This is a genomic window from Actinoallomurus sp. NPDC050550, from assembly GCF_040655075.1.
Lineage (GTDB): Bacteria > Actinomycetota > Actinomycetes > Streptosporangiales > Streptosporangiaceae > Actinoallomurus.
On sequence record NZ_JBFAJC010000011.1, the window covers coordinates 63,123 to 88,873 of the forward strand.

Below are 25,751 nucleotides of genomic sequence, written 5' to 3' on the forward strand. Positions count from 1 at the left end.
CGTCAGCCTCTCTCGTCCTGTTCCATGGCCGCGATGAGACTCTTCGGCCGCATGTCGGTCCAGTGCTCGTTGACGTAGTCGAGGCAGGCCTGCCGGGTGTCCTCGCCGTGGGCGATCGTCCACCCGGCGGGCACGTCGATGAACGTCGGCCAGAGGGAGTGCTGCCCCTCATCGTTGACGAGCACGAGGTAGCGGCCGTCGGGATCCTCGAACGGGTTGGTCATGGGTCCAGAGTCTCCTTCAATCTCGCGGCGATCCGGGCCAGCGGACCGGGATCGGCCATCTCGGTGTGCGCGCAGTCGACGGGGTGCTCCTCGACGTGGGCCGCGTACGGCCGCCAGACGTCGAGATGTGGTCTCGCGTCGTTGCGCGCGGCGGTGAACAGCAGGAGGTCCCCGTCGAACCGCCCGGGGACGAACCGGCGGCCGTTGCGCAGGGCGCCCCGGTAGGCGCGGTACATCCCCTCCAGGTGACGGCCGTCGAGCCCGCCGAGCGCGCTGCCCTCCAGGAGGGCGGCGACGTCCCCGGTCGTGACGTCGTCGGCCACGTCGAACCCCAGGTCGCGCAGCAGGCCGGGAAGGGGCACCTCGGCGTCCGGGTCCCCGTCGAGCGGGTAGGCGTCCATGAGCGCGAGCAGCGCCACTTCCTCACCCTCGGCCCGCAGGCGTACGGCCATGGCGTGCGCGATCAGGCCGCCGAGCGACCAGCCCAGCAGGTGGTACGGCCCGGCGGGCTGGACGGTGCGGATCGCCGCGACGTAGTCGGCGGCCATGTCCTCGATCGACCCCGGCAGCTCCTCGTCGCGGGCGATGCCCCGCGCCTGCAGGCCGTACACCGGCCGGTCCGGAAGGTGCCGGACCAGCCCCGCGTACGACCAGGCCACCCCGATCGCGGGATGCACGCAGAACAGCGGTGGCCGGCCTCCTCGTACGCGGAGCGGCAGGAGCACCTCGAGCGGTGGCATGCCCCCGGCACCCGCCAGACCGGAGCCCGTCGCACCATCGGCCCTGCCGGGCTGCGTCGGGCCGTCGGGGTGCACCACGCTGAGCCAACGGGCCAGCGTCGCGACCGTCGGCGCCTCGAACAGCGTGCGAACCGGGATCTCGGCGCCCAGTTCGGCGCGGATCCGGCCGGCCAGGCGAGTGGCGAGGAGGGAGTCGCCGCCGAGTTCGAAGAACCCGTCGTCGACCCCCACCCGGTCCAACCCCAGGACCTCCGCGAACAGGCCGCAGAGGATCTCCTCCAGGGGCCCGAGCGGCGGCCGGGAGGCCGAGGACGGCTCCGGCGCGGGCAGTGCCGCGCGGTCGAGTTTGCCGCTCGGGCTGAGCGGGAGGGCGTCCAGGACGACGACGGCGGAGGGGACCATGTGGCCGGGCAGGGCCCGCGCCGCCGCCCGCCGCAGCTCGGCCGGGTCGGTCTGACCGGTGACGTACGCGACGAGGCGGCGGTCGCCCGGCCGGTCCTCGCGGACGGCGGCGGCGGCCTGGGAGACGCCCGGCTGCTCGGTGAGCACCGCCTCGATCTCGCCGAGTTCGATCCGGAAGCCGCGGACCTTGACCTGCGCGTCGGTGCGGCCGAGGTACTCCAGGGCACCATCGGCCCGGCGGCGAACGAGGTCCCCGGTGCGGTACATCCGGCCGGGTGCGAACGGGTCGGCCACGAACCGCTCGGCGGTCAGGGCGGGGCGGTTCAGGTAGCCGCGGGCCAGGCCGATCCCCGCGACGTACAGCTCACCGGGCACACCGGGAGGCACCGGCCGCAACCGGCCGTCCAGCACGTACACTCGCGCACCCGCGATCGCCCGGCCGATCATCGAGGCGTCGCAGGTCAGCGGCGCGCTCATCGTCGCCGCGACGGTCGTCTCCGTCGGCCCGTACGCGTTGATCATCCGACGGCCGGGCGCCCAGCGTTCGGCGAGGCCGGGCGGGCACGCCTCGCCGCCGACGACGAGGGTGCGCAGGTTCGCCAGGCCCTCGGGGCCGATGCCGCCGAGCACGGCCGGCGGGACGAAGCCGTGCGCGACCTGCCGCAGCGCGTCCTTGAGCGCCTCGCCGCCGTACACGTCCGTGGACACGATCGTCACCGTCCCGCCCGACGCGAGCCCCATGAGCAGTTCGAACACCGACGCGTCAAAGCTCGGCGAGGAGAAGTGCAGCGTCCGGTCCCCCGGGGCGATACCGAACCCCTCGGCCTCGGTCGCGGCCAGGCACGCCAGGCCCGCGTGCGAGACGACGACACCCTTCGGCCGCCCGGTCGAGCCCGAGGTGTAGATCACGTACGCCGCGTTCTCCGCCCGAAGCCGTCGGGCGCGGGAAACACGCCCTTCCGGGGCCGCCGGGAACGGTGATTCTTTCGCGGTCAGCGAGGGTGGGGGAACCCGCGGGCCGTCGTACGGGAGCGGCGCGCCGTCCTCGGCGATCACGCAGGCGGGACGGGCGTCGCCGAGCATGTACGCGATGCGGTCCGGCGGATAGCCGGGGTCGATGGGCAGGTACACGCCGCCCGCCCGGCTCACGGCCAGGGCCGAGACGACGAACTCCACCGATCGGGGCAGGGCGATCGCCACGATGGTCTCCGGGCCCACACCGAGCCGGGTCAGCTCGCCGGCGAGCTCACCGGCCCGCGCCGACAGCTCCGCGTAGGTCAGCGTGGCGGCGGTTCGAAGGTGAGCTTCCGGCGGCTCGGAGGACGGCAGGGTGGTGACGGCCAGGGCGTCGGGGGTGCGCGCGACCCACTCGCCGACCAGTTCCGGCAGCGTGCGGGGTGGCACGGCGGGTGGGCCGGACGCCCAGTCGCCCAGGATCCGCTCGCGTTCGCCGGGCAGCAGGACGTCCAGGTCCGCGACGGAGGCGTCCGGTCTCGTGGCCATCGCGCGCAGCAGCCGCTCGACGCGGGCCAGGAGCAGCTCCGCCTCCGCGCGGTCGTAGGCGTCCGGCCGGTGGTCGAGCCGTAGCCAGAGCCGGTCGCCGCCGAGGGGTGCGGCGACCAGGGCGAGGGGGTAGTGCGTCGCGTCGAACAGGTCGACGCGCGCCACCCGAACGTCGCCGAGCGAGATATCCCCAGGCTGTGGATAGTTCTCGAACGCTGTCATCGTGTCGAACAGCGGCGTCCTGCTGACCTCGGTCAGTCCAAGGTGCTGGTGCGGGAACAGCTCGGCCTGCTCGTCCTGCAGGCGGTTCAGCAGGGCCGCGACGGACTCGCCCTCGTCGATCCGCACCCGCACCGGGACGGTGTTGATGAACAATCCCACCATCCGCTCCACGCCGGGGATCTCCGGCGGACGCCCGGACACGGCCGTCCCGAACACCACGTCCTCGTGGCCGGTCAGCCGGGACAGCAGCAGCCCCCACGCGCCCTGGACGAGCGTGTTCGCCGTCAGGCCGTGCCGCCGGACGGCGGCCAGGTCCAGGGCGACCTCCGTGGTGATCCGCTTCGGTGGCAGCGGCGGGCCGGTCACGGTCGCCGGGGCGACCAGCGTGGGCTCCTCCACCCCGTCGAGGGCCTTGTCCCACGCCGCGTGGGCCACCGTACGGTCCTGGCCGGCCAGCCATTCCAGGTACCGCTTGTACGGCGTGACGGGTGGGAGCCCGCCGCCGAGGTACAGCGTGAAGAACTCCTCGGCCAGGACCGGCATCGACCAGCCGTCCAGGAGGATGTGGTGGCCGGTGACGATGAGCCGGTGCCGGTCCGGCGCCTCCGGGACGAGCGTGAAGCGCAGCAGCGGCGGCCGGGCCAGGTCGAACGGGCGGGTCCGCTCGCGCTCGGCGACGGCGTCGGGGTCGGGGTCGCCGGGCGTCTCCTCCCAGGGCAGGGCGACCTCGCGGTGGACGAGCTGCACCGGTTCGCCGTTCTTGCGCTGCCGGAAGCCGCACCGCAGGTTCGCGTGTCGCGCGAGCAGGGCCGACGCGGCCCGCTTCAGCGCCGTGACGTCGAGCGGGCCGACCAGGTCGAGGACGAGCTGCGTCGCGTACAGGTCCCGGTCGTCCAGCGCTGCGTGGAAGTACAGCCCCTGCTGGAGGGGGGACAGCGGCAGGATGTCCTCCAGCCGTCCGCCGTGGGTCGTCACAGGTCCTCCAGCTCCGCCTCGAACTCGTCGATCTCGTCCTGGCCGAGGTCGACGAGGGCGATGTCGGAGGGTGTGTGCCCGCCGTCCTCGGTGACGGCCAGTTCCCGCAGCGCCGCCGTCCACGCCTCGGCGAGTTCCCGCACGTCGTCCTCCTCGTACAGGCCGGACGCGTAGGACCAGGTGACCTCCAGGTGCGGGCCGTCCGGCAGGTCATGGGTCACCGCGTTGACGTCGATGCCATGCGGCAGCGGCGTGCCCGCGCCGTGGCCCATGCCGAGCAGGTCGGACTCGGGCGCGGTCGACCACTCGCCCTGTCCCGGCGCCACCCGGCCCTGGTAGTTGAACCCGAGCTGCGGCTCGGCCGCGAGCCTGCCGCGCGTCGCCGGGTTCAGGTAGCGCAGCAGCCCGTACCCGAGCCCGTCGCCGGGGACGGCCCGCAGCTGCTCCTTGATCCGCTTGAGGGCGCGGCCCGGCTCGGTGGTGCCCGGGGTGAGCCGTACGGGATACAGGCTGGTGAACCACCCGACCGTACGGGACAGGTCCACGCCCAGGTCGGCGCGGCCGTGGCCCTCCAGGTCGACGAGCACGCTCTCACGACCCCGCCAGCGCCGTACCGCCAGGGCGAACGCGGTGAGCAGGACGTCGTTCACCGTGCCGTGGAAGGCCACCGGGACGGTAGTGAGCAGCGGCTCGGTGACCTCCGGCGGGAGGGCCGACCGCAGGTGCCGCACGGTCTCGGCGGTGTCCTTCGCCGGGTCCAGGGCGCGGCCGGCCAGCGGCGGGTCGTCCTCGAGCGCCGCCCAGAACGAGAGTTCGTCCACACGCTGTGGATCGTTCGCCGCAGCGGTGAGCCGCCCGGCCCACCGCCGGAACGACGTGGGCACCGGGTCGAGCGGATGGCCCTCCAACGCGAGCACGAGGTCGGGCAGCAGGATCCGCCAGGACACGCCGTCGACGACGAGGTGATGCAGCGTCAGCAGCAACCGGCCCGGCGCGTCGCCGGCGTCGAACCACACCACCCGCACCATCGTCCCGGTGGCCGGGTCCAGGGACCGCTGAGCCGTCTCCGCGTAATCGGCGATCTCGTCCAGCCCCTCGACGCGGGTGACGGGCGGGCGTACCGAACCCGGCGGTGTGATCTCGGCGTACCGCCCGTCGAACCGCAGGCGCAGCGCGTCATGGTGGTCGAGGAGCGTCGTGACCGCCCGCGTGAGCCGGTCCAGGCCGAGGCCGGGCGGCACGGTGAGCAGGGCCGACTGGTGCAGCGACCCGCCCAGCTCCGCGAACCAGCTCATGATCGGTGTGAGCGGCACCGGCCCGACGCCCGCCCCTTCCGGCTCCGGCTCCGCGCCCTCCTCCGAGGCGGGCCGCGCGACCGCCGCCAGCGCGCCCGGCGTCCGATGCCGGAACACCTCCCGCGCCGTCAACGCGAGCCCCTCCCTCCGGGCCCGCGCGACCAACTGGATCGCGACGATGCTGTCCCCGCCGAGGTCGAAGAAGCCGTCGTCGGCGCCGGCCGGACCGTCCAGGCCGAGCACCTCCGCGAACAGCCGGCACAGCACCTCCTCCTCCGGCGTGCGCGGCGCCCGGCCCGACACCCGGTACTCCGGCGCGGGCAGCGCCGCGCGGTCGAGCTTGCCGTTCGCGGTCAGCGGCAGCTCGGGCAGGGGCACGACGGCCGCCGGGACCATGTACTTTGGCAGCCGTTCCCGGACGAACGCCCGCAGCCCCACCGGGTCGGCATCGCCCACGACGTACGCGACGAGACGCCTGCCGCCCGAGTCGTCCCGCACGACCACGGCGGCCCGGGAGACGCCCTCGTGCTCGGCCAGCACCGCCTCGACCTCCCCGGGCTCCACCCGGAATCCGCGGATCTTGACCTGGTGGTCCGTCCGGCCGAGGTACTCGAGCCGCCCGTCGGCACGCAGCCGGACGAGGTCCCCGGTGCGGTACATCCGCTCGCCCGGCGCGCCGTACGGGTCGGCGACGAACCGCTCGGCGGTGAGGTCCGGACGGCCCAGGTAACCGCGGGCCAGGCTGAGACCCGCCGCGTACAGCTCGCCGGGCACGCCGGGCGGCACCGGCCGCAGGCGCTCGTCCAGCACGTACACGCGGGTGTTCGCCACCGGGGTGCCCATCGGCGGGACGACCCGGCCGGACAGCGGCGCGCTCACGGTCGTCGCCACGGTCGTCTCCGTCGGCCCGTACGCGTTGATCATGCGGTGGTCCCGCGACCAGTGCTCCACCAGCTCGGGCGGGCACGCCTCACCGGCCACGACGAGCGTCAGCCCCGGCGGCAGCCCGTCGAGCGTCGGCAGCGCCGCCGGCGGCAGCGTCGCGTGCGTGATCCTCTGCTCGGCGACCAGTTCGGCCAGCGGCGCGCCCGGGACGAGACGGTCCTCGGGCGCGAGCACGAGCGTCGCCCCCGACAGGAGCGCGACGAGCTCCCAGAACGCCGCGTCGAACCCCGGCGACGCGAACTGCAGCACCCGGCTCCCCGGCCCGATCCCCAGCCGCTCGCGCTGCGTCGCTGCCAGACTCGCGACGCCTCGATGCGTGACGACGACCCCCTTGGGCCGTCCGGTCGACCCGGACGTGTAGATCACGTACGCCGCGCCGTCCACCCCCGCCCGACAGCCGGCGACCGTACGACTCCCGGATCGAGGCTGCGGGAGGTCCAGGCGCGGTGGGTCGCCGGGGAGGTCGACGCCCTCCCGGGTGACGATGCACACCGGCCTCGCGTCGTCGAGCACGTACGCGACGCGCTCCTGCGGGTACGCGATGTCGATCGGCAGGTACGCCGCGCCGGTCATGGACACCGCCAGCATCGTCACGACCAGGTCGACGGAGCGGGGCAGGGCGATGGCCACGATCCGTTCCGGCCCGGCGCCCGCCCCGGCGAGCGTGTCGGCGAGTTCCCCGGCGCGCGCCGCCACCTCGGTGTACGTGAGCTCTTCGCCGTCGAAGACGACCGCCGTCGCGTCCGGGCTGCGCGAGACCTGCAGCTCGAACAGCTCCGTGAGGGTGGCGGGCGGGACATGCCGGGCGGTGTCGCCCAAGTCCCGCAGAATCCACCGGCGTTCGTCCGGGGTGAGGACGTCGACCGCGCCGACGCGGATGTCGGGGTCGGCGGTGACGGCGGCGACCAGCCGATCCAGCCGCGCGACGATCGCCTCGGCGGTCGAGCGGTCGAACAGGTCGGTCGCGTACTCCAGGACGCCCTCGAGGTTCTCCTCCAGGCTCAGCGTCAGGTCGAACTTGGCGGTGCCGGCGTGGAGGTGAAGGGGTTCGGCGGTGAGGCCGGGGAGGGCCAGCCGGGCGCGGGGGTTGTTCTGGAAGGCCAGCATGACCTGGAACAGCGGATGCCGGGCCATGCTGCGCGGCGGGTTGAGGATCTCCACGAGGCGTTCGAAGGGGAGGTCCTGGTGCTGGTAGGCGGCCAGGCCGGTGTCCCGCACCCGTGCGACCAACTCGCGGAACGTTGGGTCGCCGGAGAGGTCGGTGCGCAGGACGAGCGTGTTGACGAACATGCCGACCAGGTCGTCCAGCGCCTGATCGGTCCGGCCCGCGATCGGCGTGCCGATGGGGATGTCGGTGCCCGCGCCCAGCCTGGCCAGCAGCGCCGCCAGCGCCGCCTGCACCACCATGAACACGCTGGCGTTCAGCTCCCGCGCCAGAGCCGTGACGCGGTCCACGTCGAGCCGTACGGGAACCTGTCCGCCCTCGAACGACGCCTGGGCGGGGCGGGGGCGGTCGGTGGGCAGGTCGAGCCGGTCGGGCAGCCCGTCCAACGCCGCGCGCCAGTAAGCGGCCTGCCGGGAGATGACGCTGTCGGGGTCGTCCTCGGAGCCGAGCAGTCCCCGCTGCCAGAGCGCGTAGTCGGCGTACTGGGCCGGCAACGGCTCCCAGGACGGTGCTCGTCCGTCCGAACGTGAGGCGTAGGCGCCGATCAGGTCGCGGGCCAGCGGCGCGAAGGACCAGCCGTCGGCCGCGATGTGGTGCAGCACGACCAGCAGCACATGTTCACCGGGCCCGGTCGCGTACAGGTGGGCGCGGATCGGTATCTCGCTCGCCAGGTCGAACCCGGACGCCGCGTCCCGGGCCAGGGCCGCCGCCGGGTCCTCGGGCTCCTCGAACCGCAGCTCCGGACGCCGGTCCTCGAGGATCACCTGGTACGGCCTGCCGTCCGCCTCCGGGAAGATCGTCCGGAGTGTCTCGTGCCGGTCGACGAGGTCGGCCAGTGCCGCACGCAGCGCGTCGACGTCCAGGTCACCGGTCAGGCGCAGCGCCACCGGCATGGCGTACGTGGCGGTGCGGCCCTCCAGCCGGGCGAGGTACCACAGGCGTCGCTGCGCGTGCGAGAGCGGCGGCGACGTGAGCACGCGAGGCCGGGGCGTCAGCGGCGGGCGAGCGGTGTCCGCTCCCCGCACGGCCTCGGCGAGCCCGGCGACGGTCGGGGTCTCGAACAGCGCGCGGACGGGCAGCTCGACGCCGAGCACCGACCGCACGCGCGCCACCACCCGCGTCGCCAGCAACGAGTCCCCGCCCAGGTCGAAGAACCCGTCATCGACCCCGACCGACACCGTCCCCAGCACCTCGGCGAAGACCCCGCACAGCACCTCCTCTACCGGCGTACGCGGACCCCGCGACGACGCGGTGATGTCCGGCACAGGGAGGGCACGCCGGTCCACCTTCCCATTCGGCGTGAGCGGCAGCGCGTCCAGCGTCACGATCGCCGACGGCACCATGTAGTCCGGCAGGCTCTGCCCGGCGGACTTCCGCAGCTCCCCGGCGTCCACCGCGCCGACGACGTACGCGGTAACGCGACGATCGCCGGGCCGGTCCTCCCGCACGACGGCGACGGCCTGGGAGACCGAGTCGTGCGCGGTGAGCACGGCCTCGATCTCACCCAGTTCGATCCGGAACCCCCTGACCTTCACCTGGTGGTCCACCCGGCCGAGATACTCGATCCGCCCGTCGGGGAGATGCCGGGCGAGGTCGCCGGTGCGGTACATACGGCCGGGCCCGTACGGGTCGGCGACGAACCGCTCGGCGGTCAGGTCCGGGCGGCCGAGGTAGCCGCGCGCCAGTCCCGCTCCCGCGATGTACAGCTCGCCGGGCACGCCGGGCGGCACCGGCCGCAGCGCGGCGTCCAGGACGTAGACCCGGGTGTTGCCGAGGGGACGTCCGATCGGCGGCCGGGCCGCCTTCGCCGCGTCGATCGGTGCGTACGTGGACCAGATCGTCGTCTCGGTCGGCCCGTACAGATTGAGCACCGGGCATCCGCGATTCAGCAGAGCCTGGGCGAGCCCGGCGGGCAGGGCCTCCCCGCCCACCAGTACGCGGAGCCCGTCGAGGCCCGGCAGGTCGATCAGCTCCTGCCACAACGTCGGCGTCGCCTGCATGACCGTCGCATCCGCGATGATCCGGTCCAGCCGGACCGGATCGGCGACCTCCTCCTCTCGCGCCAGCCGGATCCGCGCCCCAGCCAGCAACGGCAGGTAGATCTCGACGACGGAGATGTCGAAGCCGACCGTGGTCACCGCCACGAGCGTGTCCTCGGACGTGAGCGGCACCCGCTCGGCCATCGAGTCGAGGAGGTTGGTGACGGTCCCGTGCGGGACGACGACGCCCTTCGGCCGCCCAGTCGATCCTGAGGTGTAGATGACGTACGCGGGGTGTTCCGGGAGCGTACGGCGCGGGCATCGGGGCGCGGACGAGTCGTCGAGCCGCAGGGGGAGCCGTACCTGGGGCAGGCCCGCGGGCAGCACGTGCGCGGTCGTCTCGCAGGTCACCGCCGCGACCGGCCGTGCGTCGTCGACCATCATGGCGATGCGGTCGGCGGGAAAGCGCGTGTCGATTGGGAGGTAGGCGGCGCCCGCCTTGTGCACGGCGAGCACCGCGACGACGAGTTCGGCGGTACGCGGCAGGGCGAGGGCGATGAGCCGTTCCGGACCGGCTCCGTGCTCCTCGATCAGGTGCCGGGCCAGCCGGTGCGCTTCGTCGTTCAGCCGCGCGTAGGTGAACGTCACGGCGGTGTCCGGATCGGCGAGCGTTCCGGCGACGAGCGCCGGCGCGTCGGGCGTCCGCGCGACCTGCGCCTCGAACAACTCCACCGGCGTGACCTCGGGGAACGGGCGGTCCGTGGCGTTCCACGCCTCCAGGACCCGGTGCCGCTCCTGCGCGTCGAGGACGTCGATGTCGCCCACCCTGGCATCCGGGTTCGCGACGACCGCACGGAGCAGCCGCACGAACCGCGCCGCGATCGTCTCGGCGGTCTCCCGGTCGAACAGGTCCGTCGCGTACTCCAAAACCCCGCTCAGCTCGTCCCCGAGCACGAAGTGCAGGTCGAACTTGGCGGTGCCGGCGTGGAGGTGAAGGGGTTCGGCGGTGAGGCCGGGGAGGGTGAGGTGGGCGCGGGGGTTGTTCTGGAAGGCGAGCATGACCTGGAACAGCGGATGCCGGGCCGTGCTGCGCGGCGGGTTGAGGATCTCCACGAGGTGTTCGAAGGGGAGGTCCTGGTGCTGGTAGGCGGCCAGGTCCGCCTCCCGGACCCGTGCGATCAGCTCCCGGAAGGTGGGGTTCCCGGAGAGGCCGGTGCGCAGCACGAGGGTGTTGACGAACATGCCGACCAGATCGTCCACGGCCTGGTCGGTACGGCCGGCGATCGGCGTGCCGATGGGGATGTCGGTGCCCGCGCCCAGCCTGGTCAGCAACGTCGCCAGCGCCGCGTGCACCACCATGAAGACGCTGCACTGTTCGCGCCGGGCCAGCGCGGCCAGCCCGGCGCGGAGCTCAGCGTCGATCTCGACCGGGACCTGGCCGCCTTCGTAGGACGCCTGGGCGGGCCGTGGCCGGTCGGCAGGCAGGTCGAGTTGGTCCGGCAGCCCGTCCAACGTCGCGCGCCAGTAGGCGACCTGGCAGGCGATGAGGCTGCCGGGATCGTCTTCGGACCCGAGTGCGTCCGGCTGCCAGAGCGCGTAGTCGGCGTACTGGACCGGCAGCGGCTCCCAGCCGGGCGGTCGTCCTTCGGCCCGCGCGGCGTACGCGCAGATCAGGTCCCGGGCCAGCGGGGCGAAGGACCAGCCGTCGGCGGCGATGTGATGGAGCACCACGAGCAGGACATGCTCGCCGGGGCCGGTCGCGTACAGGTGCGCGCGGACCGGGATCTCGCTCGCCAGGTCGAACCCGTACGCCGCGTCCTCGGCCAGGGCGGCCGCCACGTCACCGGTCTCAATGACCCGCAGCTCGGGGTGCGGATCGTCCAGGACCATCTGCCACGGTTCGCCGTCGACCTGCGGATAGACGGTGCGCAGCACCTCGTGCCGATCGACGACGTCGGTCAGCGCCGCTCGCAGGGCGTCGACGTCCAGGTCGCCGGTCAGCCGCAGCGCCAACGGCATGGTGTACGTGGCGCCGCGCCCCTCGAACTGATCGAGGAACCACAGCCGCCGCTGCGCGAACGACAGCGGGACCCGCTCAGGCCGTGGCACGGCCACGAGCGCCGGGCGAGCGCCGCGACGGGTCTCGTCGAGGCGTTCGGCCAGCGCGGCGACGGTCGGCGCGTCGAAGAGGGTGCGGACGCCGAGTTCGACGTCGAGCACGGCCCGGATCCGGCTGACCATGCGGATCGCCAGGAGCGAGTCGCCGCCGAGGGAGAAGAAGTCGTCATCCGGACCGGCTCCGTCGACGCCGAGGAGTTCGGCGAACAGGCCGCAGACGATCTCTTCGGTCGGCGTGCGGGGCGCCCGCGACGAAGTGGCGGCGAACTCCGGCTCGGGCAGGGCCCGGCGGTCCAGTTTCCCGCTGGTGGTCAACGGCAGTTCGTCGAGAACGACGATGGCCGCCGGGACCATGGCCTCCGGAAGGTGGCGTCCGGCGAGCGCACGCAGGTCCGCCGCCAATCTGGTGCGGTCGGCGACCTGGGCGACGACGTACGCCACGAGCCGCGTCCCGTCCGCCCCGTACGGCCGGGCGACCACCGCGCAGTGGTCGACGTCCCCATGACCGGCGAGCACGGTTTCGATTTCGCCGAGTTCGATGCGGATGCCGCGGATTTTGACTTGGTGGTCGAGGCGTCCGAGGTGTTCGAGTTGGCCGTGGGTGTTCCAGCGTGCGAGGTCGCCGGTGCGGTACATGCGGCCGGGTCGGTAGGGGTCGGCGACGAAGCGTTCGGCGGTGAGGTCGGGCCGGTCGTGGTAGCCGCGAGCGAGCTGGACACCCGCGAGATACAACTCCCCGGGCACGCCAGGCGGCACAGGCCGCAGCGCGTGGTCCAGAACGTACACACGGGTGTTCCAGATCGGCCGCCCGATCGGCACCCTCGTCGCTCCCGGAGGGCACTGCCAGGCGGTGACGTCCACCGACGCCTCGGTCGGCCCGTACAGGTTGTGCAACTCCGCGTCGGGCAGCACCTGGTTGAAGCGCGCGGTCGCCTCGGGTGACAGGGTTTCGCCGCTGCACAGCACCCGCCGCAGGCCCGTGCAGGTGGCGGCCTCGGGTTCGGTCAGGAACGCCGCCAGCATCGACGGCACGAAGTGCGCGGTCGTGACCCGCTCCTCGCGGATCAGTGTGGCAAGGTAGCGAGGATCGCGGTGCCCGTCGGGACGGGCGATGACCAGCGTCGCGCCGGTCTGCAGGGGCCAGAAGAACTCCCACACCGACACGTCGAACGTCGCCGGCGTCTTCTGCACCACCCGGTCACCGGGCCCCAGCCCGTACTCGTCCTGCATCCAGAGCAGCCGGTTGACGATCCCGGCATGCGGAGCGACGACGCCCTTGGGCCGCCCCGTCGACCCCGACGTGTAGATCACGTACGCGGCGTTGCCCGGCGAGACGACCCGGGCCGGAGCGGTGTCGGGGAACCCGGCCAGTTCCTCCCGCACCTCAGGGTCGTCGAGGACCAATAGTGGTCCGGGCAGCCGGTCCGCGATATCGCCGGTGGTGAGGACCAGCATCGGCCGGGTGTCGGCCAGGACATAGGCGACGCGGTCGGCGGGATGGTCCGGGTCGACCGGCGCATAGGCCGCGCCCGCCTTGATGACGGCGTACATCGCGATCAGCAGGTCGAAGGAGCGGGGCAGGGCCAGAGCGACGCGGCTTTCCGGCCCGATGCCGCATTCGACGAGGTAGTGCGCCAGGCGGTTGATCCGCGCGTCGAACTCCGCGTACGTCAGCTCGGCACCTTCGTAGACCAACGCGACCGCGTCGGGCGTGCGGGCGACCTGTGCCTCGAACAGGTCGGCCAGCGTCACCTGCGGCACCGGACGTGCCGTGTCGTTCCACTCCTCCAGCACCCGCTGCCGTTCGCCGGGCAGCAGCAGGTCCACAGTGACAGCGGTCCGGACGTCGGGCGTGTCGGCGATGGTGCGCAGCAGCCGTGCGAACCGCGAGAGGAGTGTCGCGGCGGCGTCCGCGTCGACGACGTCGGCCCGGTGGTCGAGGCGGAGGGTCAGCCGGTCGCCGGGGACGACGTACAACGTCAGGGGGTAGTGGGTGGCGTCCCGCTGCGCCGCGCCGGTCAGCCGGAGGCCCGCCACGGACTCGCCCATCGCCGACGGGTCGAACGGATAGTTCTCGAACACGGTGAGCGTGTCGAACAGCGGCGTCACGCCCGGCTGGGCAGTGATCTCTGAGAGGCCGAGGTGCTGGTGGCCGAGCAGCGCGGCCTGTTCGGTTTGGAGCCGGGTGAGCAACTGGGCGAGGGTCTCGTCGTCCCGGACCCGGAGCCGTACGGGGACGGTGTTCACGAACAGCCCGATCATCTGCTCGACGCCCGGGATCTCCGGCGGGCGGCCGGAGACGACCTGGCCGAACACCACGTCGGACCGGCCGGTCAGCCGCGCGAGCAGCAGTCCCCAGGCGGCCTGGACGAGCGTGTTCACGGTGACGCCGTGGCGGCGGGCCCGCACGTGGAGCCGGGCGGTCAGGTCCTCGGGCAGTTCCTCCGACACGGCCGACGGCGGCACGAGAGGGAGCCCGGCGGCCTCGGGCACCAGGAGCGTGGGCTCCTCGACCCCGTCCAGGGCGGCCGCCCAGGCGCGGGTCGCGGCGGCGTGGTCCTGCCGCTTCAGCCAGGCGAGGTACGCCTTGTACGGGGTCGCGGCCGGGGGCTCGGCGCCGGCGTAGCGGGTCAGCAGCTCGGTGACGAGGATGGGCGTGGACCAGCCGTCTAGCAGGATGTGGTGGTTGGTGAGGACGATCCGGGCACGGTCGGCCCCGAGCCGTACGAGCGTGAGCCGGATGAGCGGCGGGCGGGTGAGGTCGAAGGGTGTGACGCGGTCGGCGTCGGCGATCCGGTCGGCCTCGTCCTCGTCGGCCGCCTCCACCGCCCGGAACGGCAGCTCCACCGTGCGCGGGATCACCTGCACCGGCTTCGTGAGCCGGTCGTGCGGGAACGCCGCGCGCAGGTTCGGGTGGCGGCGGAGCAGGTCCTGGCCCGCCTTCCGGAGCGCGTCGGCGTCGACCGCGCCCGTCACGTCGAGCACCACCTGCGCCGCGTACACGTCCCGCTCGTCGAGGAGCGCGTGGAACAGCAGGCCGTGCTGCAGTGGCGACAGCGGCCAGACGTCCTCGATCTGTGACCGGTTCAACCCTGCTCCCATAGGTCTTCCAGCGCGTCGATCTCGTCCTGGTCGAGCTCGACGAGGGTGAGGTCGGAGGGCGTGTGCCCGCCGCCGTTCGCGGCGGCCAGCTCCCGCAGCGCGGCGAACCACCGGTCGGCGAGGTCGCGCACCTCGCCCTCGGGTAGCCATTCGTCGGGCCAGACCCACGTCGCCCGCAGGTCGCCGTCCTGCGTCACGGCGTCGATCTCCAGGCCGTGGGCGACCGGCATGGCCGGGTCGTGGCCGGTGCCGAGGAGGTCGGACTCCGGGGCCAGGCTCCAGCCGCCGTCTCCGGTGTCGACCCTGCCGAGGTAGTTGAAGAGGATCTGCGGCGTGGGCAGGGCGGCCAGCTCCTCGCGGGTGCGCGGATTGAGGTGGCGCAGCAGCCCGTATCCGGCATCGGACGGCACCGCCCGCAGCTGCTCCTTCACCCGCTTGAGCGCCTGTCCCGCGTCCTCCGTGCCGGGGTCGAGGCGTACGGGGTTGAGGCTCGTGAACCAGCCGACCGTCCGCGTCAGGTCGAGGCCGCCCAGGGCACCGTGCTCGTCGCCGAGGCCGTCGAGATCCTCGCGCCCGTGCCCCTCCAGGTCGATCAGTACGCTCTCGCCCGCGTCCCGCCCGTGGTCGCGGCGCCATGCCGTGACGGCGAGGGCCAGCCCGGTGAGCAGGACGTCGTTCACGCCGCAGTGGAACGCGGCGGGCACGGTGGTCAGCAAGGGTTCGGCCTGCTCGCGCGGCAGGGTCACGGTGAATCGCCGCAGGTCCGCTCCGGTGTAGACGTCCCGTGCGCCGGTGCCGAGCGGCGGGTCGGTGACGTCGAGGATCTCGATCCAGCGCGGGAGTTCGTCCACAACCTGTGGATGGTTCGCGGCCGCGACGAGGCGCTGGGCCCATCTGCGGTACGACGTCGGCACCGGGTCGAGCGCGGCGCCCTCCAGCGCCAGTACGAGGTCGGGCAGCAGAATCCGCCACGACACTCCGTCGACGACCAGGTGGTGCAGGACCAGCAGCAGTCGTCCCGGCGCGTCGCCCGCGTCGAACCAGACGACCCGGACCATCGCCCCCGCCTCCGGGTCGAGGCTCCGGCGGGCCGCCTCGGCGCGTGCTGTGACCGTCTCGCGGTCGTACCCTTCGACGCGGCTGACGCACGTGGTCGCGTCCACCGTGCCCGGCGGCGCCGTCTCCAGCAGCCACGAGGCGCCGTCCGCGCGGCGGACCCGCATCCGCAGCGCGTCATGGTGGTCGAGGAGGGTCCGCACCGCCGCGGTGAGCCGCTCCAGGCCCAGCGCCGGTGGCACGGTCAGCAGCATCGCCTGACTGAACCCGTCGAACCGGCCGCCGCGTTCGGCCAGCCACGACACGATCGGCGGACGCGGCACCGGGCCGACGCCCGCGCCGGGCGGTTCCGACCGCTCGGCCACGTCCGCGGCCGCCCGGGCGACCGCGGCGAGAGCGGCGGGCGTCCGATGCTCGAACACCTCCCGTGCGCTGACCACGAGCCCGGCGGCCCTGGCCCGCGACACGAGCTGGATCGCGAGGATGCTGTCCCCGCCGAGATCGAAGAACCCGTCCTCGGCCCCGATCGCATCGACGCCCAGCACCTCGGCGAAGACCTCGCAGAGCAGCCGCTCGGCCGGCGTCCCCGGCGCCCGCGACCCGGCGACGGAGGCGAACACCGGAGCGGGCAGGGCCGCGCGGTCCGTCTTCCCGCTGGCGGTCAACGGCAGTTCGTCGAGCACGACCACGGCCGCCGGGACCATCGACTCCGGCAGCACCCGCGCGGTGGCCCGCCTCAGCTCCGCCGGCTCCGCGTCTCCGGTGACGTATGCGACGAGACGCCGGTCGCCCGGACGGTCCTCCCGAGCCACGACGACGACCGAGGTCACACCTTCCTGCTCGGCCAGCACGGTTTCGATTTCGCCGAGTTCGATGCGGATGCCGCGGATTTTGACTTGGTGGTCGAGGCGTCCGAGGTATTCGAGTTGGCCGTGGGTGTTCCAGCGTGCGAGGTCGCCGGTGCGGTACATGCGGCCGGGTCGGTAGGGGTCGGCGACGAAGCGTTCGGCGGTGAGGTCGGGCCGGTCGTGGTAGCCGCGAGCGAGCTGGACACCCGCGAGATACAACTCCCCTGGCACACCCGGTGGCACGGGCCGCAGCGCGGGATCCAGCACGTACGCGCGCGTGTTCCACACCGGCCGCCCGATCGGGACGCTCCCGGATCCCGGGCGATGACGCCACGAGGTCACATCGACGGACGCCTCCGTCGGCCCGTACAGGTTGTGCAGCTCGACACCCGGCAGGACCTGCTGGAATCGTTCCGCGAGTTCGGGGGAGAGTGCCTCGCCGCTGCACAGCACCCGCCGCAGGCCCGCGCAGTCGGCGGCCTGCGGCTCTGTCAGGAACGCCGCCAGCATCGACGGCACGAAGTGCGCCGTCGTCACGCGGCATTCCCGGATCAGCTCGGCCAGATGACCGGCGTCCCGATGGCCGTCCGGCCGGGCGATCACGAGGGCGGCACCCGTCTGCAGGGGCCAGAAGAACTCCCACACCGACACGTCGAACGTCGCCGGCGTCTTCTGCACCACCCGGTCACCGGGCCCCAGCCCGTACTCGTCCTGCGCCCACAGCAGCCGGTTGACGATCCCGGCATGCGGGACCACAACGCCCTTGGGCCGCCCCGTCGACCCCGAGGTGTGGATGACGTACGCGGCGTTGGCGGGCGTCACCGTACGGACCGGTGGATCGGCGGGGAACCCGGCCAGTTCCTCCCGCACCTCCGGATCGTCGAGGATCAGCAGCGGGGCGTCGCCCGGGAGCCGGTTCGCGACGTCGGTAGTGGTGAGGACCAGCGTCGGCCGGGTGTCGGCCAGGACGTACGCGACACGGTCGGCGGGATGGTCCGGGTCGACCGGCGCATAGGCCGCGCCCGCCTTGACGACCGCGTACATCGCCACCAGCAGCTCGACCGAGCGCGGCACCGCGAGCGCGACGAACCGCTCCGGCCCGATCCCGCACTCGACCAGGTAGTGCGCCAGGCGGTTGATCCGCGCGTCGAACTCCGCGTACGTCAGCTCGGCGCCCTCGTAGACCAGCGCGACCGCGTCGGGCGTGCGGGCGACCTGTGCCTCGAACAGGTCGGCCAGCGTCACCGGCGGCACCGGACGCGCCGTGGCGTTCCACTCCTCCAGAACCCGCCGGCGTTCCGCGTCGTCGAGCAGGTCGACCGCGTCGATTCGGACGTCCTGGTCGGCCACGGCGGTCTCGAGCAGGCGGACGAAACGGGACGCGACCCGCTCGGCGCTTCCGGCGTCGAAGAGGTCGAGGGCGTACTCCAGCGTCCCGTCGAGCCCGGCCGGGCCGCCGTCGGCGCCGCGGTGCTCCTCGAGCATCAGGTGCAGGTCGAACTTTGCCACTCCCGCGTGCACCGGTTCGACGGCCGCTCGCAGTCCGGGCAGGTCGACGACCGCCCGCTCGGTGTTCTGGAACGCGAGCATGGTCTGGAACAGCGGGTGCCGGGCCATCGAGCGTTCCGGGGCGACGACCTCGACCAGCCGCTCGAAGGGCAGGTCCTGATGCTGGTAGGCGGCCAGGTCGGTCTCGCGTACGCGGGCCAGGAGCTCGCGGAACGACGGGTCGCCGCTCGTGTCCGTGCGCAGCACGAGCGTGTTGACGAACATGCCGACCAGGTCGTTCAGCGCCTCGTCGGTGCGTCCCGCGATGGGCGAGCCGATCGGGACGTCGCTGCCCGCGCCGAGGCGGGTGAGCAGCGCGGCGAGCGCCACCTGCGCGACCATGAACACCGTCGCGCCGTTCTCGCGCGCCAGGGCCTCCAGCCGGGCGTGCAGCGCGGCGTCGACCTCGAAGGCGACGGTCGCTCCCCGGTGCGACGCACGCGCCGGGCGCGGCCGGTCGGTGGGCAGGGCGAGCCGGTCGGGGAGCCCGGCGAGGGCGTCGCGCCAGTACGCGACCTGCCGTCCGATGAGGTCCTCGTCGAGGAGGGCCCGCTGCCAGAGGGCGTAGTCGGTGTACCGGACCGGCAGCGGATCCCACCGTGGAGTGTCGCCGTCGACTCGCGCCGCGTACGCGGTGATCAGGTCGCGGGCCAGCGGGGCGAGCGACCAGCCGTCGCAGGCGATGTGGTGCACGACGATGAGCAGCAGGTGCTCGTCCGCGCCGAGCGCGTACAGGTACGCGCGCAGTGGCGGCTCGACCGCCAGGTCGAAGCCCCGCGCGGCGTCCGCCGTCAGGCGCTCGTCCAGCTCCGGCCCGGTCGCCGTGACGGCGTCGGCGACCCGCAGCTCGGGTGCCATGCCGTCGACGATCAGCTGGTACGGCGTGCCGCCGGAGACGGGGAAGACGGTCCGCAGCGGCTCGTGCCGTTCGGTGAGGTCGCACAGGGCGATCCGCAGGGCGGCCTCGTCGAGCTTGCCCGTGAGCCGTAGCGCGATCGGGATGTTGTACGTGCCGGAGGGTTCGTCGTCGAGGCCGTCGAGGAACCACAGCCGCTGCTGCGCGTACGACAGGGGAACGATCGGCGGGTGCTCCACAGGCCGCAGCGGCGGCCGGGCCGAGCCCGCCTCCTCGATGGCCTGGACGGCACCGGCGGGTGTGGGCGCCGCGAACAGCGCCCGGATCGTCGGTTCCACGCCGAACGCCGACCGGATCCGGCTGATGACGCGGGTGGCGAGCAGCGAGTTGCCGCCCAGGTCGAAGAAGTCGTCGTCCGGATCGACCCGCCCCGCGCCCAGGACGTCGGCGAAGATCCCGCAGACGATCTCCTCCGCCGGCGTCCGGGGCGCCCGGGACCGCCCCGTGGCGGACACCTCCGGGGCGGGCAGCGCGGCCCGGTCGAGCTTTCCGCTCGAGTTGAGGGGAAGGGCGTCGAGGACGACGACGGCGGACGGCACCATGTGGGCGGGCAGCCGGTCGGCGGCGAACCAGCGCAGCTCGGCCGGGTCCGCGTCTCCTTCCCGACCAACCTGCTCTTCCCGACCTCCCGGCCCCGACCGACCTCCCGGCCTGGTGACGTACGCGACCAGGCGCTGGTCGCCGGGCCGGTCCTCCCACAGGAGCACGACCGCCTGGCCCACCGCCTCGTGCGCGACGAGCACCGCCTCGATCTCGCCCGGCTCGACCCGGAAGCCGCGGATCTTGAGCTGGTGGTCGGTACGGCCGAGGTACTCGACCTGGCCGTCGCCGGTCCAGCGGGCGAGGTCGCCGGTCCGGTACATGCGGCCAGGGCCGAACGGGTTCGCGACGAACCGCTCGGCGGTGAGGCCGGGTCGGTCATGGTAGCCGCGTGCCAGGCCGCTGCCGGTCAGGTACAGCTCGCCGGGAACGCCGATGGGGACGGGGTTCAGCCAGGCATCGAGGACGTACGCGCAGGTGTTGGTCAGCGGCCGGCCGATCGGGGCCCGCGCGTCCGGCGCGCCGTCGTCCTCCCAGGCCAGCGCGTAGACCGTCGCCTCGGTAGGGCCGTAGATGTTGGCGATGCGGGCCTCCGGCAGGGCGTCCCGCGCCTCGCGGAGCAACTGCGGCGGGAGCGCCTCGCCGGCCAGCGCGAGCGTGCCGGCCTTCGGCCGCGCGCCCTGCGCGAGGACCGCGGACAGCGCCGAGGGCACCGCGCAGATCAGGTCGACGTCGACCGGCCGGTCGAGGAGAGCGAGCAGGTCAGGGACGATCTCGATCGAGCCACCGACCAGGAGCGGCACGAGCGTGTCGAACACCGAGACGTCGAAGTTGAGTGAGGTCGCGGCCAGCACCCGGGACAGCCGTTCCCGCCCGAAGTCGCGTACGGCCCAGTCGGCCAGGTCGACGATGCCCCGATGCGCGACGACGACGCCCTTGGGCCGTCCCGTGGACCCGGAGGTGTAGATCAGGTAGGCGGTGTTGTCCGACCGCACCCGCCGCGCGCCCGCCGTCGCTCTCCGGAACACCGGCTCGGCGTAGGTCCGCTCCTCTGCGGAGACCGCGTCCGGGGGCTGTTCGGCCGGGACCGGCGCGAGGACGTCGGGCGGGACGCCGCGCAGCGAGCGGGGAAGCACAGTGCCCCCATGGGCGATGACGCAGGCGGATTCGGCGTAGGTCGGTTCCTCCGCGGAGACCGCGTCCGTGTCCTGTTCGAGCGGTTCGGCCGTGCGCTGCGCGGGGACGTCGGGCGGGACGCGGGGCAGCGCACGCGGGAGCACGGTGCCCTCATGCGCGATGACGCAGGAGGGTCCGGCGTCGTCGAGCAGGAGCGCGATGCGCTCCGCCGGATGGCTCAGGTCGATGGGGACGTATGCGGCACCCGCCTTCAGCACCCCCCACAGCGCCACGATCAGCTCCGCCGAGCGCGGCAGCGCGACGGCCACGAAGTCCTCCGGGCCGATACCTCGGGCGACCAGCGCACCCGCCAGCCGCTCAGCCTGAGCGTTCAGCTCGGCGTAGGTCAGCTCCTCGTTCGCGAAGACGACCGCCGTCGCGTCCGGGGTCCTGGCGACCTGTTGCTCGAACAGCTCGGCCGGCGTGGCCGGCGGGACCTTCCGGGCGGTGTCGTTGAAGTCCTGAAGGATCCGGCGGCGTTCGCCCGGATTGAGAAGGTCGATCCCGCCGATGCGCGTGTCGGGATCGGCCGCGACCGCGGCGATGAGGCGATCGAGCCGTGCGACGAGCGCCTCGGCGGTCGAGCGATCGAACAGGTCGGTCGCGTACTCCAGCGCGCCCGCCCCACTCGGGTCCAGGTCGAGCAGCAGATCGAACTTGGCGATCCCCGCGTCGACCGGTCGTACGGTCGCCGCGAGGCCCGGAAGGTCGAGCTCGACCCGGTCGGTGTTCTGGAAGGCGAGCATGACCTGGAACAGCGGATGCCGGGCCATGCTGCGCGGCGGGTTGAGGATCTCCACGAGACGTTCGAAGGGGAGGTCCTGGTGCTGGTAGGCGGCCAGGTCCGCCTTCCGGATCCGTCCGATCAGCTCCCGGAAGGTGGGGCTCCCCGAAAGGTCGGTGCGCAGCACGAGCGTGTTGACGAACATCCCGACCAGATCGTCCACGGCCTGGTCCGTGCGGCCGGCGATCGGCGTGCCGATGGGGATGTCGGTGCCCGCGCCCAGCCTGGTCAACAGCGCCGCCAAAGCCGCCTGCATCACCATGAACACGCTCGCGTCCGTCTCGCGGGCGAGCGCTGTCAGGGGCTCCGGATCCAGCCGCACCGGAACCCGCGCGCCCTCGTGCGACGCCTGGGCGGGCCGGGGCCGGTCGGTCGGCAGGTCGAGCTCGTCGGCCAGCCCATTCAGGGTTTCCCGCCAGTACGCGATCTGGCGGGCGATGAGGCTGTCGTGGTCGTCCTCGGACCCGAGCGCGTCCCGCTGCCAGAGCGCGTAGTCGGCGTACTGCACCGGCAGCGGCTCCCAGGCGGGCACCCGCCCCTCGGCCCGCGCGGCGTACGCGCAGATCAGGTCCCGGGCCAGCGGGGCGAGGGACCACCCGTCGGCCGCGATGTGGTGGAGCACCACCAGCAGCACGTGCTCGCCGGGACCGGTCGCGTACAGGCGAGCGCGCAGCGGGATCTCGTCCGCCAGATCGAACCCGCGCGCGGCGTCCCGGGCCAGGTCGGCGACCATGTCGCCGGTCTCGGTCACCGGCAGGTCGGGCCGTACGCCGTCCAGGACGACCTGGCACGGTTCGCCGTCGACCTGCGGATAGACGGTGCGCAGCACCTCGTGCCGATCGACGACGTCGGCCAGCGCCGCCCGCAGGGCGTCGACGTCCAGGTCGCCGGTCAGCCGGAGGGCGGCGGGCATGGTGTAGGTCGCCGTGGGACCGTCCAGCCGGTTCAGGAGCCACAGCCGCCGCTGCGCGTACGACAGCGGGACCCGCTCGGGCCTTGGCATGGGTACGAGCGGGGGCCGGGCCGGTGCGGCGGCGTCCAGCCCGGCGGCGAGTCCGGCGACGGTGGGCGTCTCGAAGAGGGCACGGACGGGCAGTTCCACGCCGAGCATGGATCGGACGCGGGCGACGACGCGGGTGGCCAGCAGGGAGTCCCCGCCCAGGTCGAAGAACCCGTCGTCGATCCCGACCGCCGACGTGCCCAGCACCTCGGCGAAGACCCCGCACAGCATTTCCTCCACCGGCGTCCGCGGACCGCGCGACGACGCGGTGATGTCCGGCGCGGGCAGGGCGCGGCGGTCCAGCTTGCCGTTGGGCGTGAGCGGCAGGGCGTCCAGCCGAACGATCGCGGCCGGGACCATGTGCGCCGGAAGGTTCCGCCGTGTCAGGTCACGGAGCGCGGCGGGGTCCACGGCGCCGACGGCGGGCCGCCCGGGCTCGGCGGGACCCTGGAGCACGCCCTGTTCGACGCCGGGACCGGTGACGTACGCGACGATCCGCCGGTGCCGGTCGTCGTCCGGCCCGTCCTCGCGGACGACCGCCACGACCTCGTCGACGGACGGGTCGGCGGCGAGCACGGCCTCGATCTCGCCGAGTTCGACGCGGAAGCCGCGCAGCTGAACCTGGTGGTCGGCACGGCCGACGTACTCCAGGCGGCCGTCGGCATGCCGACGGGCCAGGTCCCCGGAGCGGTACATGCGACCCGGCCCGTACGGGTCGGCGACGAACCGCTCGGCGGTCAGATCGGGGCGGCCGAGGTAGCCGCGCGCCAGACCGGCCCCCGCGACGTACAGCTCGCCCGTCATGCCGTGCGGCATCGGCCGCAGCGCCGCGTCCAGGACGTACGCCCGCAGATCGGGGATGCCGACACCGATCCCGCCGCCCTGGCCCATGCGGATCCCGCCGCCTTGGCCGCCTGCGCTCGCGGCGTCCAGCGGCGCGTAGGTGACGTGCACCGTGGTCTCGGTGATGCCGTACATGTTGACCAGGACGGGCGCGTCGTCGGCGTGCCGGGAGTACCAGTCGGCGAGGCGGGACGGGTTCAGCGCCTCACCACCGAAGATCACATACCGCAGGGCGAGTTCCCGCGTTGTGTCCCGGTCGGCGCGCATGAGCTGGTGGAACGCCGACGGTGTCTGGTTGAGGACCGTCACGCGCTCGTCGTCGAGCAGGCGAAGGAGGTCCTCGGGGGAGCGGCTGACGTCGTACGGGACGACGACGAGGCGGCCGCCGTACAGCAGGGCGCCCCACAGCTCCCACACCGAGAAGTCGAAGGCGTAGGAGTGGAAGAGCGTCCAGACGTCCGACGGCCCGAACCCGAACCACGGGTCGGTGGCATCGAGGAGCCGCACAACGTTCTGATGGGGGACGACCACGCCCTTCGGCCGGCCGGTCGACCCGGACGTGTAGATGACGTACGCGGGATGCTCCGGCCGCAGCGGCACGACCGGGTCGTCCTCGGGGTACCCGCCAAGCGCCTCGTCGCCGATGCGGACCCGCGTGACGCCTGCGGGCAGTTCGACGTCGGAGGCCGTGAGGACGAGTGTGGGCGCGGCGTCCTCCAGCATGGCCGCAACGCGGTTCGCCGGGTAGTCCGGGTCGATCGGAACGTACGCCGCCCCGGACTTGAGCACGGCGAGGATCGCCACGACGAGGTCGGCGGATCGGGGGAGGGCCAGGGCGACCAGCCGTTCGGGACCGGCGCCGAGGGCGATGAGGCGGTGGGCCAGCCGGTTCGCGCGGGCGTTCAGCTCCCCGTACGTCAGGCACGTGCCGACGTCGGTGACCGCGACCGCTTCCGGTTCACGGGCGGCGCGGGCCGCGAACAGGCCAGGAACGGTCGCGTGACGAATCTCCGGGACCTGGGGACGGTCGAGGGCCGCAGCCCGCTCCTCTGGGAGGGCGACGTCGAGGACGCCGATCGGCCGGTCCGGGCCGGTGGTCGCGAGGGCGCGCAGGAAGTCCAGGAAGCGGGCGTGGTGGGCGGCGACCTCCGCGGGGGCGTACCGCTCCGGGTGGGCGTCGACGTCGATGCGCGTGCCCTCGCCGGCGGAGCCCTCGTACACGTTGACGGCGAGGTCCTCGACCGGGCCGGTGGTCAGCACGCGCGGGACGCCCCGGTGCCCGGCGAAGTCCAGGTCGCGCTCGAACCCCATGATGTTGATCAGCGGGCCGTACAGCGGGCGGGCGTCGCCGAGGAGGCCGAGGTCACGGCGCAGGTCCTCCAGGCGGTACCGCTGGTGCCGGAGCAGCCGCCCGACCTGCTCGGTCACCTGCCGGATGAGGTCGCGGACCGAGTCGGCAGGCCGGACGCTCAGCCGCAGCGGCAGGACGTTCGACAGCATCCCGGGGGTGCGGCGTGCCGCCGGGGTGGTACGCGCGGTCACCGCGAGGCCGAGCACGACGTCGGAGACGCCGCACAGCCGGGCGGTGTACGCCGCGGCGGCCGCGATCGTCAGTCCGGTGAGGGTGGTGTCGAGCGCCCGGGCCGCGGCCGTGATCGCGTCGGCCTCGGCCGGGCTCAGCGTGCCGGACTCCCGGATGAACGTCGCGGACGGCCGGGTGCCGTGGCCAGGGCGGACGGACAGCGTCGGGGTCTCGGGCAGATCCGCGCAGCGGTCCAGCCAGTACGCGCGGTCGCGTTCGAAGCGGCGGGACGCGCGGTACTCCTCGTCCTCGGTGAGCAGCACCTCCAGCGACCCCAGGGTCCCCGCGCCGTACGGCCGTCCGTCGGCCATCGCGGTGTACACCTCGGCGAGCCGCCGCGTGATCAGCGGGCCGCTGTAGCCGTCAACGGCGAGGTGGTGGCAGCGCAGGTACCACAGGTGGCGGTCGTCGCCGAGGCGCAGGAGCGCGTTGCCGAACAGCCGCCCGCACATCAGGTCGACGGGCGTCGAGGAGTCCGCACGCATCCACGCGTGCGCGGCCGCCATGGGATCGGCCGCACCGCTCAGGTCGACGACGGGCACCTCGACCGGCACGATGTCGAGGACCTGCTCCGGCACGGATGACCCAGGGCCATCGACGAGGCGGACGTGTACCGCCTCGACCTCGTGGGCGCAGGCGCGGACCGCGGCGGCGAAGATCTCCGGTTCGACCGGCCCCGCGATCTCGACGTACTGCGCCACCTGGACGGGGGCGTCCGGGTTCAGCAGCTGGGCGTACCAGACTCCGCGCTGCGCGGCGGACAGCGGCCAGGGGATGGACATGGAGGG

The 25,751-nt window shown here is 73.4% G+C and carries 4 protein-coding genes; all 4 read right to left on the reverse strand.

Translation table 11 applies throughout. The features are described 5' to 3' along the window. Positions 1-2: 2 nt before the first annotated feature. Genes AB0I04_RS17625 through AB0I04_RS17640 form a run of 4 tightly spaced genes read right to left on the reverse strand, consistent with a single transcriptional unit; the run spans position 3 to position 25,745 of the window. Positions 3-224: an MbtH family protein gene (locus AB0I04_RS17625; RefSeq protein ID WP_360885525.1), complete on the reverse strand. Its 222-nt coding sequence runs from the start codon at positions 222-224 to the stop codon at positions 3-5. Beyond that, positions 221-4,066, reverse strand: a complete 3,846-nt coding sequence (locus AB0I04_RS17630) for an amino acid adenylation domain-containing protein (protein WP_360885527.1) — start codon at positions 4,064-4,066, stop codon at positions 221-223. The genes AB0I04_RS17625 and AB0I04_RS17630 overlap by 4 nt, the downstream gene beginning before the upstream one ends. Beyond that, positions 4,063-14,658, reverse strand: coding sequence for an amino acid adenylation domain-containing protein (locus AB0I04_RS17635; RefSeq protein WP_360885529.1), 10,596 nt, complete (start codon positions 14,656-14,658; stop codon positions 4,063-4,065). The genes AB0I04_RS17630 and AB0I04_RS17635 overlap by 4 nt, the downstream gene beginning before the upstream one ends. Then, positions 14,655-25,745, reverse strand: a complete 11,091-nt coding sequence (locus AB0I04_RS17640) for an amino acid adenylation domain-containing protein (RefSeq protein ID WP_360885530.1) — start codon at positions 25,743-25,745, stop codon at positions 14,655-14,657. Before AB0I04_RS17640 ends, AB0I04_RS17635 begins: the two co-directional genes overlap by 4 nt. Positions 25,746-25,751 lie beyond the last annotated feature (6 nt).

Excerpts from the sequence above, each read along its gene's own strand:
- AB0I04_RS17625 (WP_360885525.1), bottom strand. The coding sequence starts at position 224 with ATGACCAACCCGTTCGAGGATCCCGACGGCCGCTACCTCGTGCTCGTC.
- AB0I04_RS17640 (WP_360885530.1), bottom strand. The coding sequence starts at position 25,745 with ATGTCCATCCCCTGGCCGCTGTCCGCCGCGCAGCGCGGAGTCTGGTAC.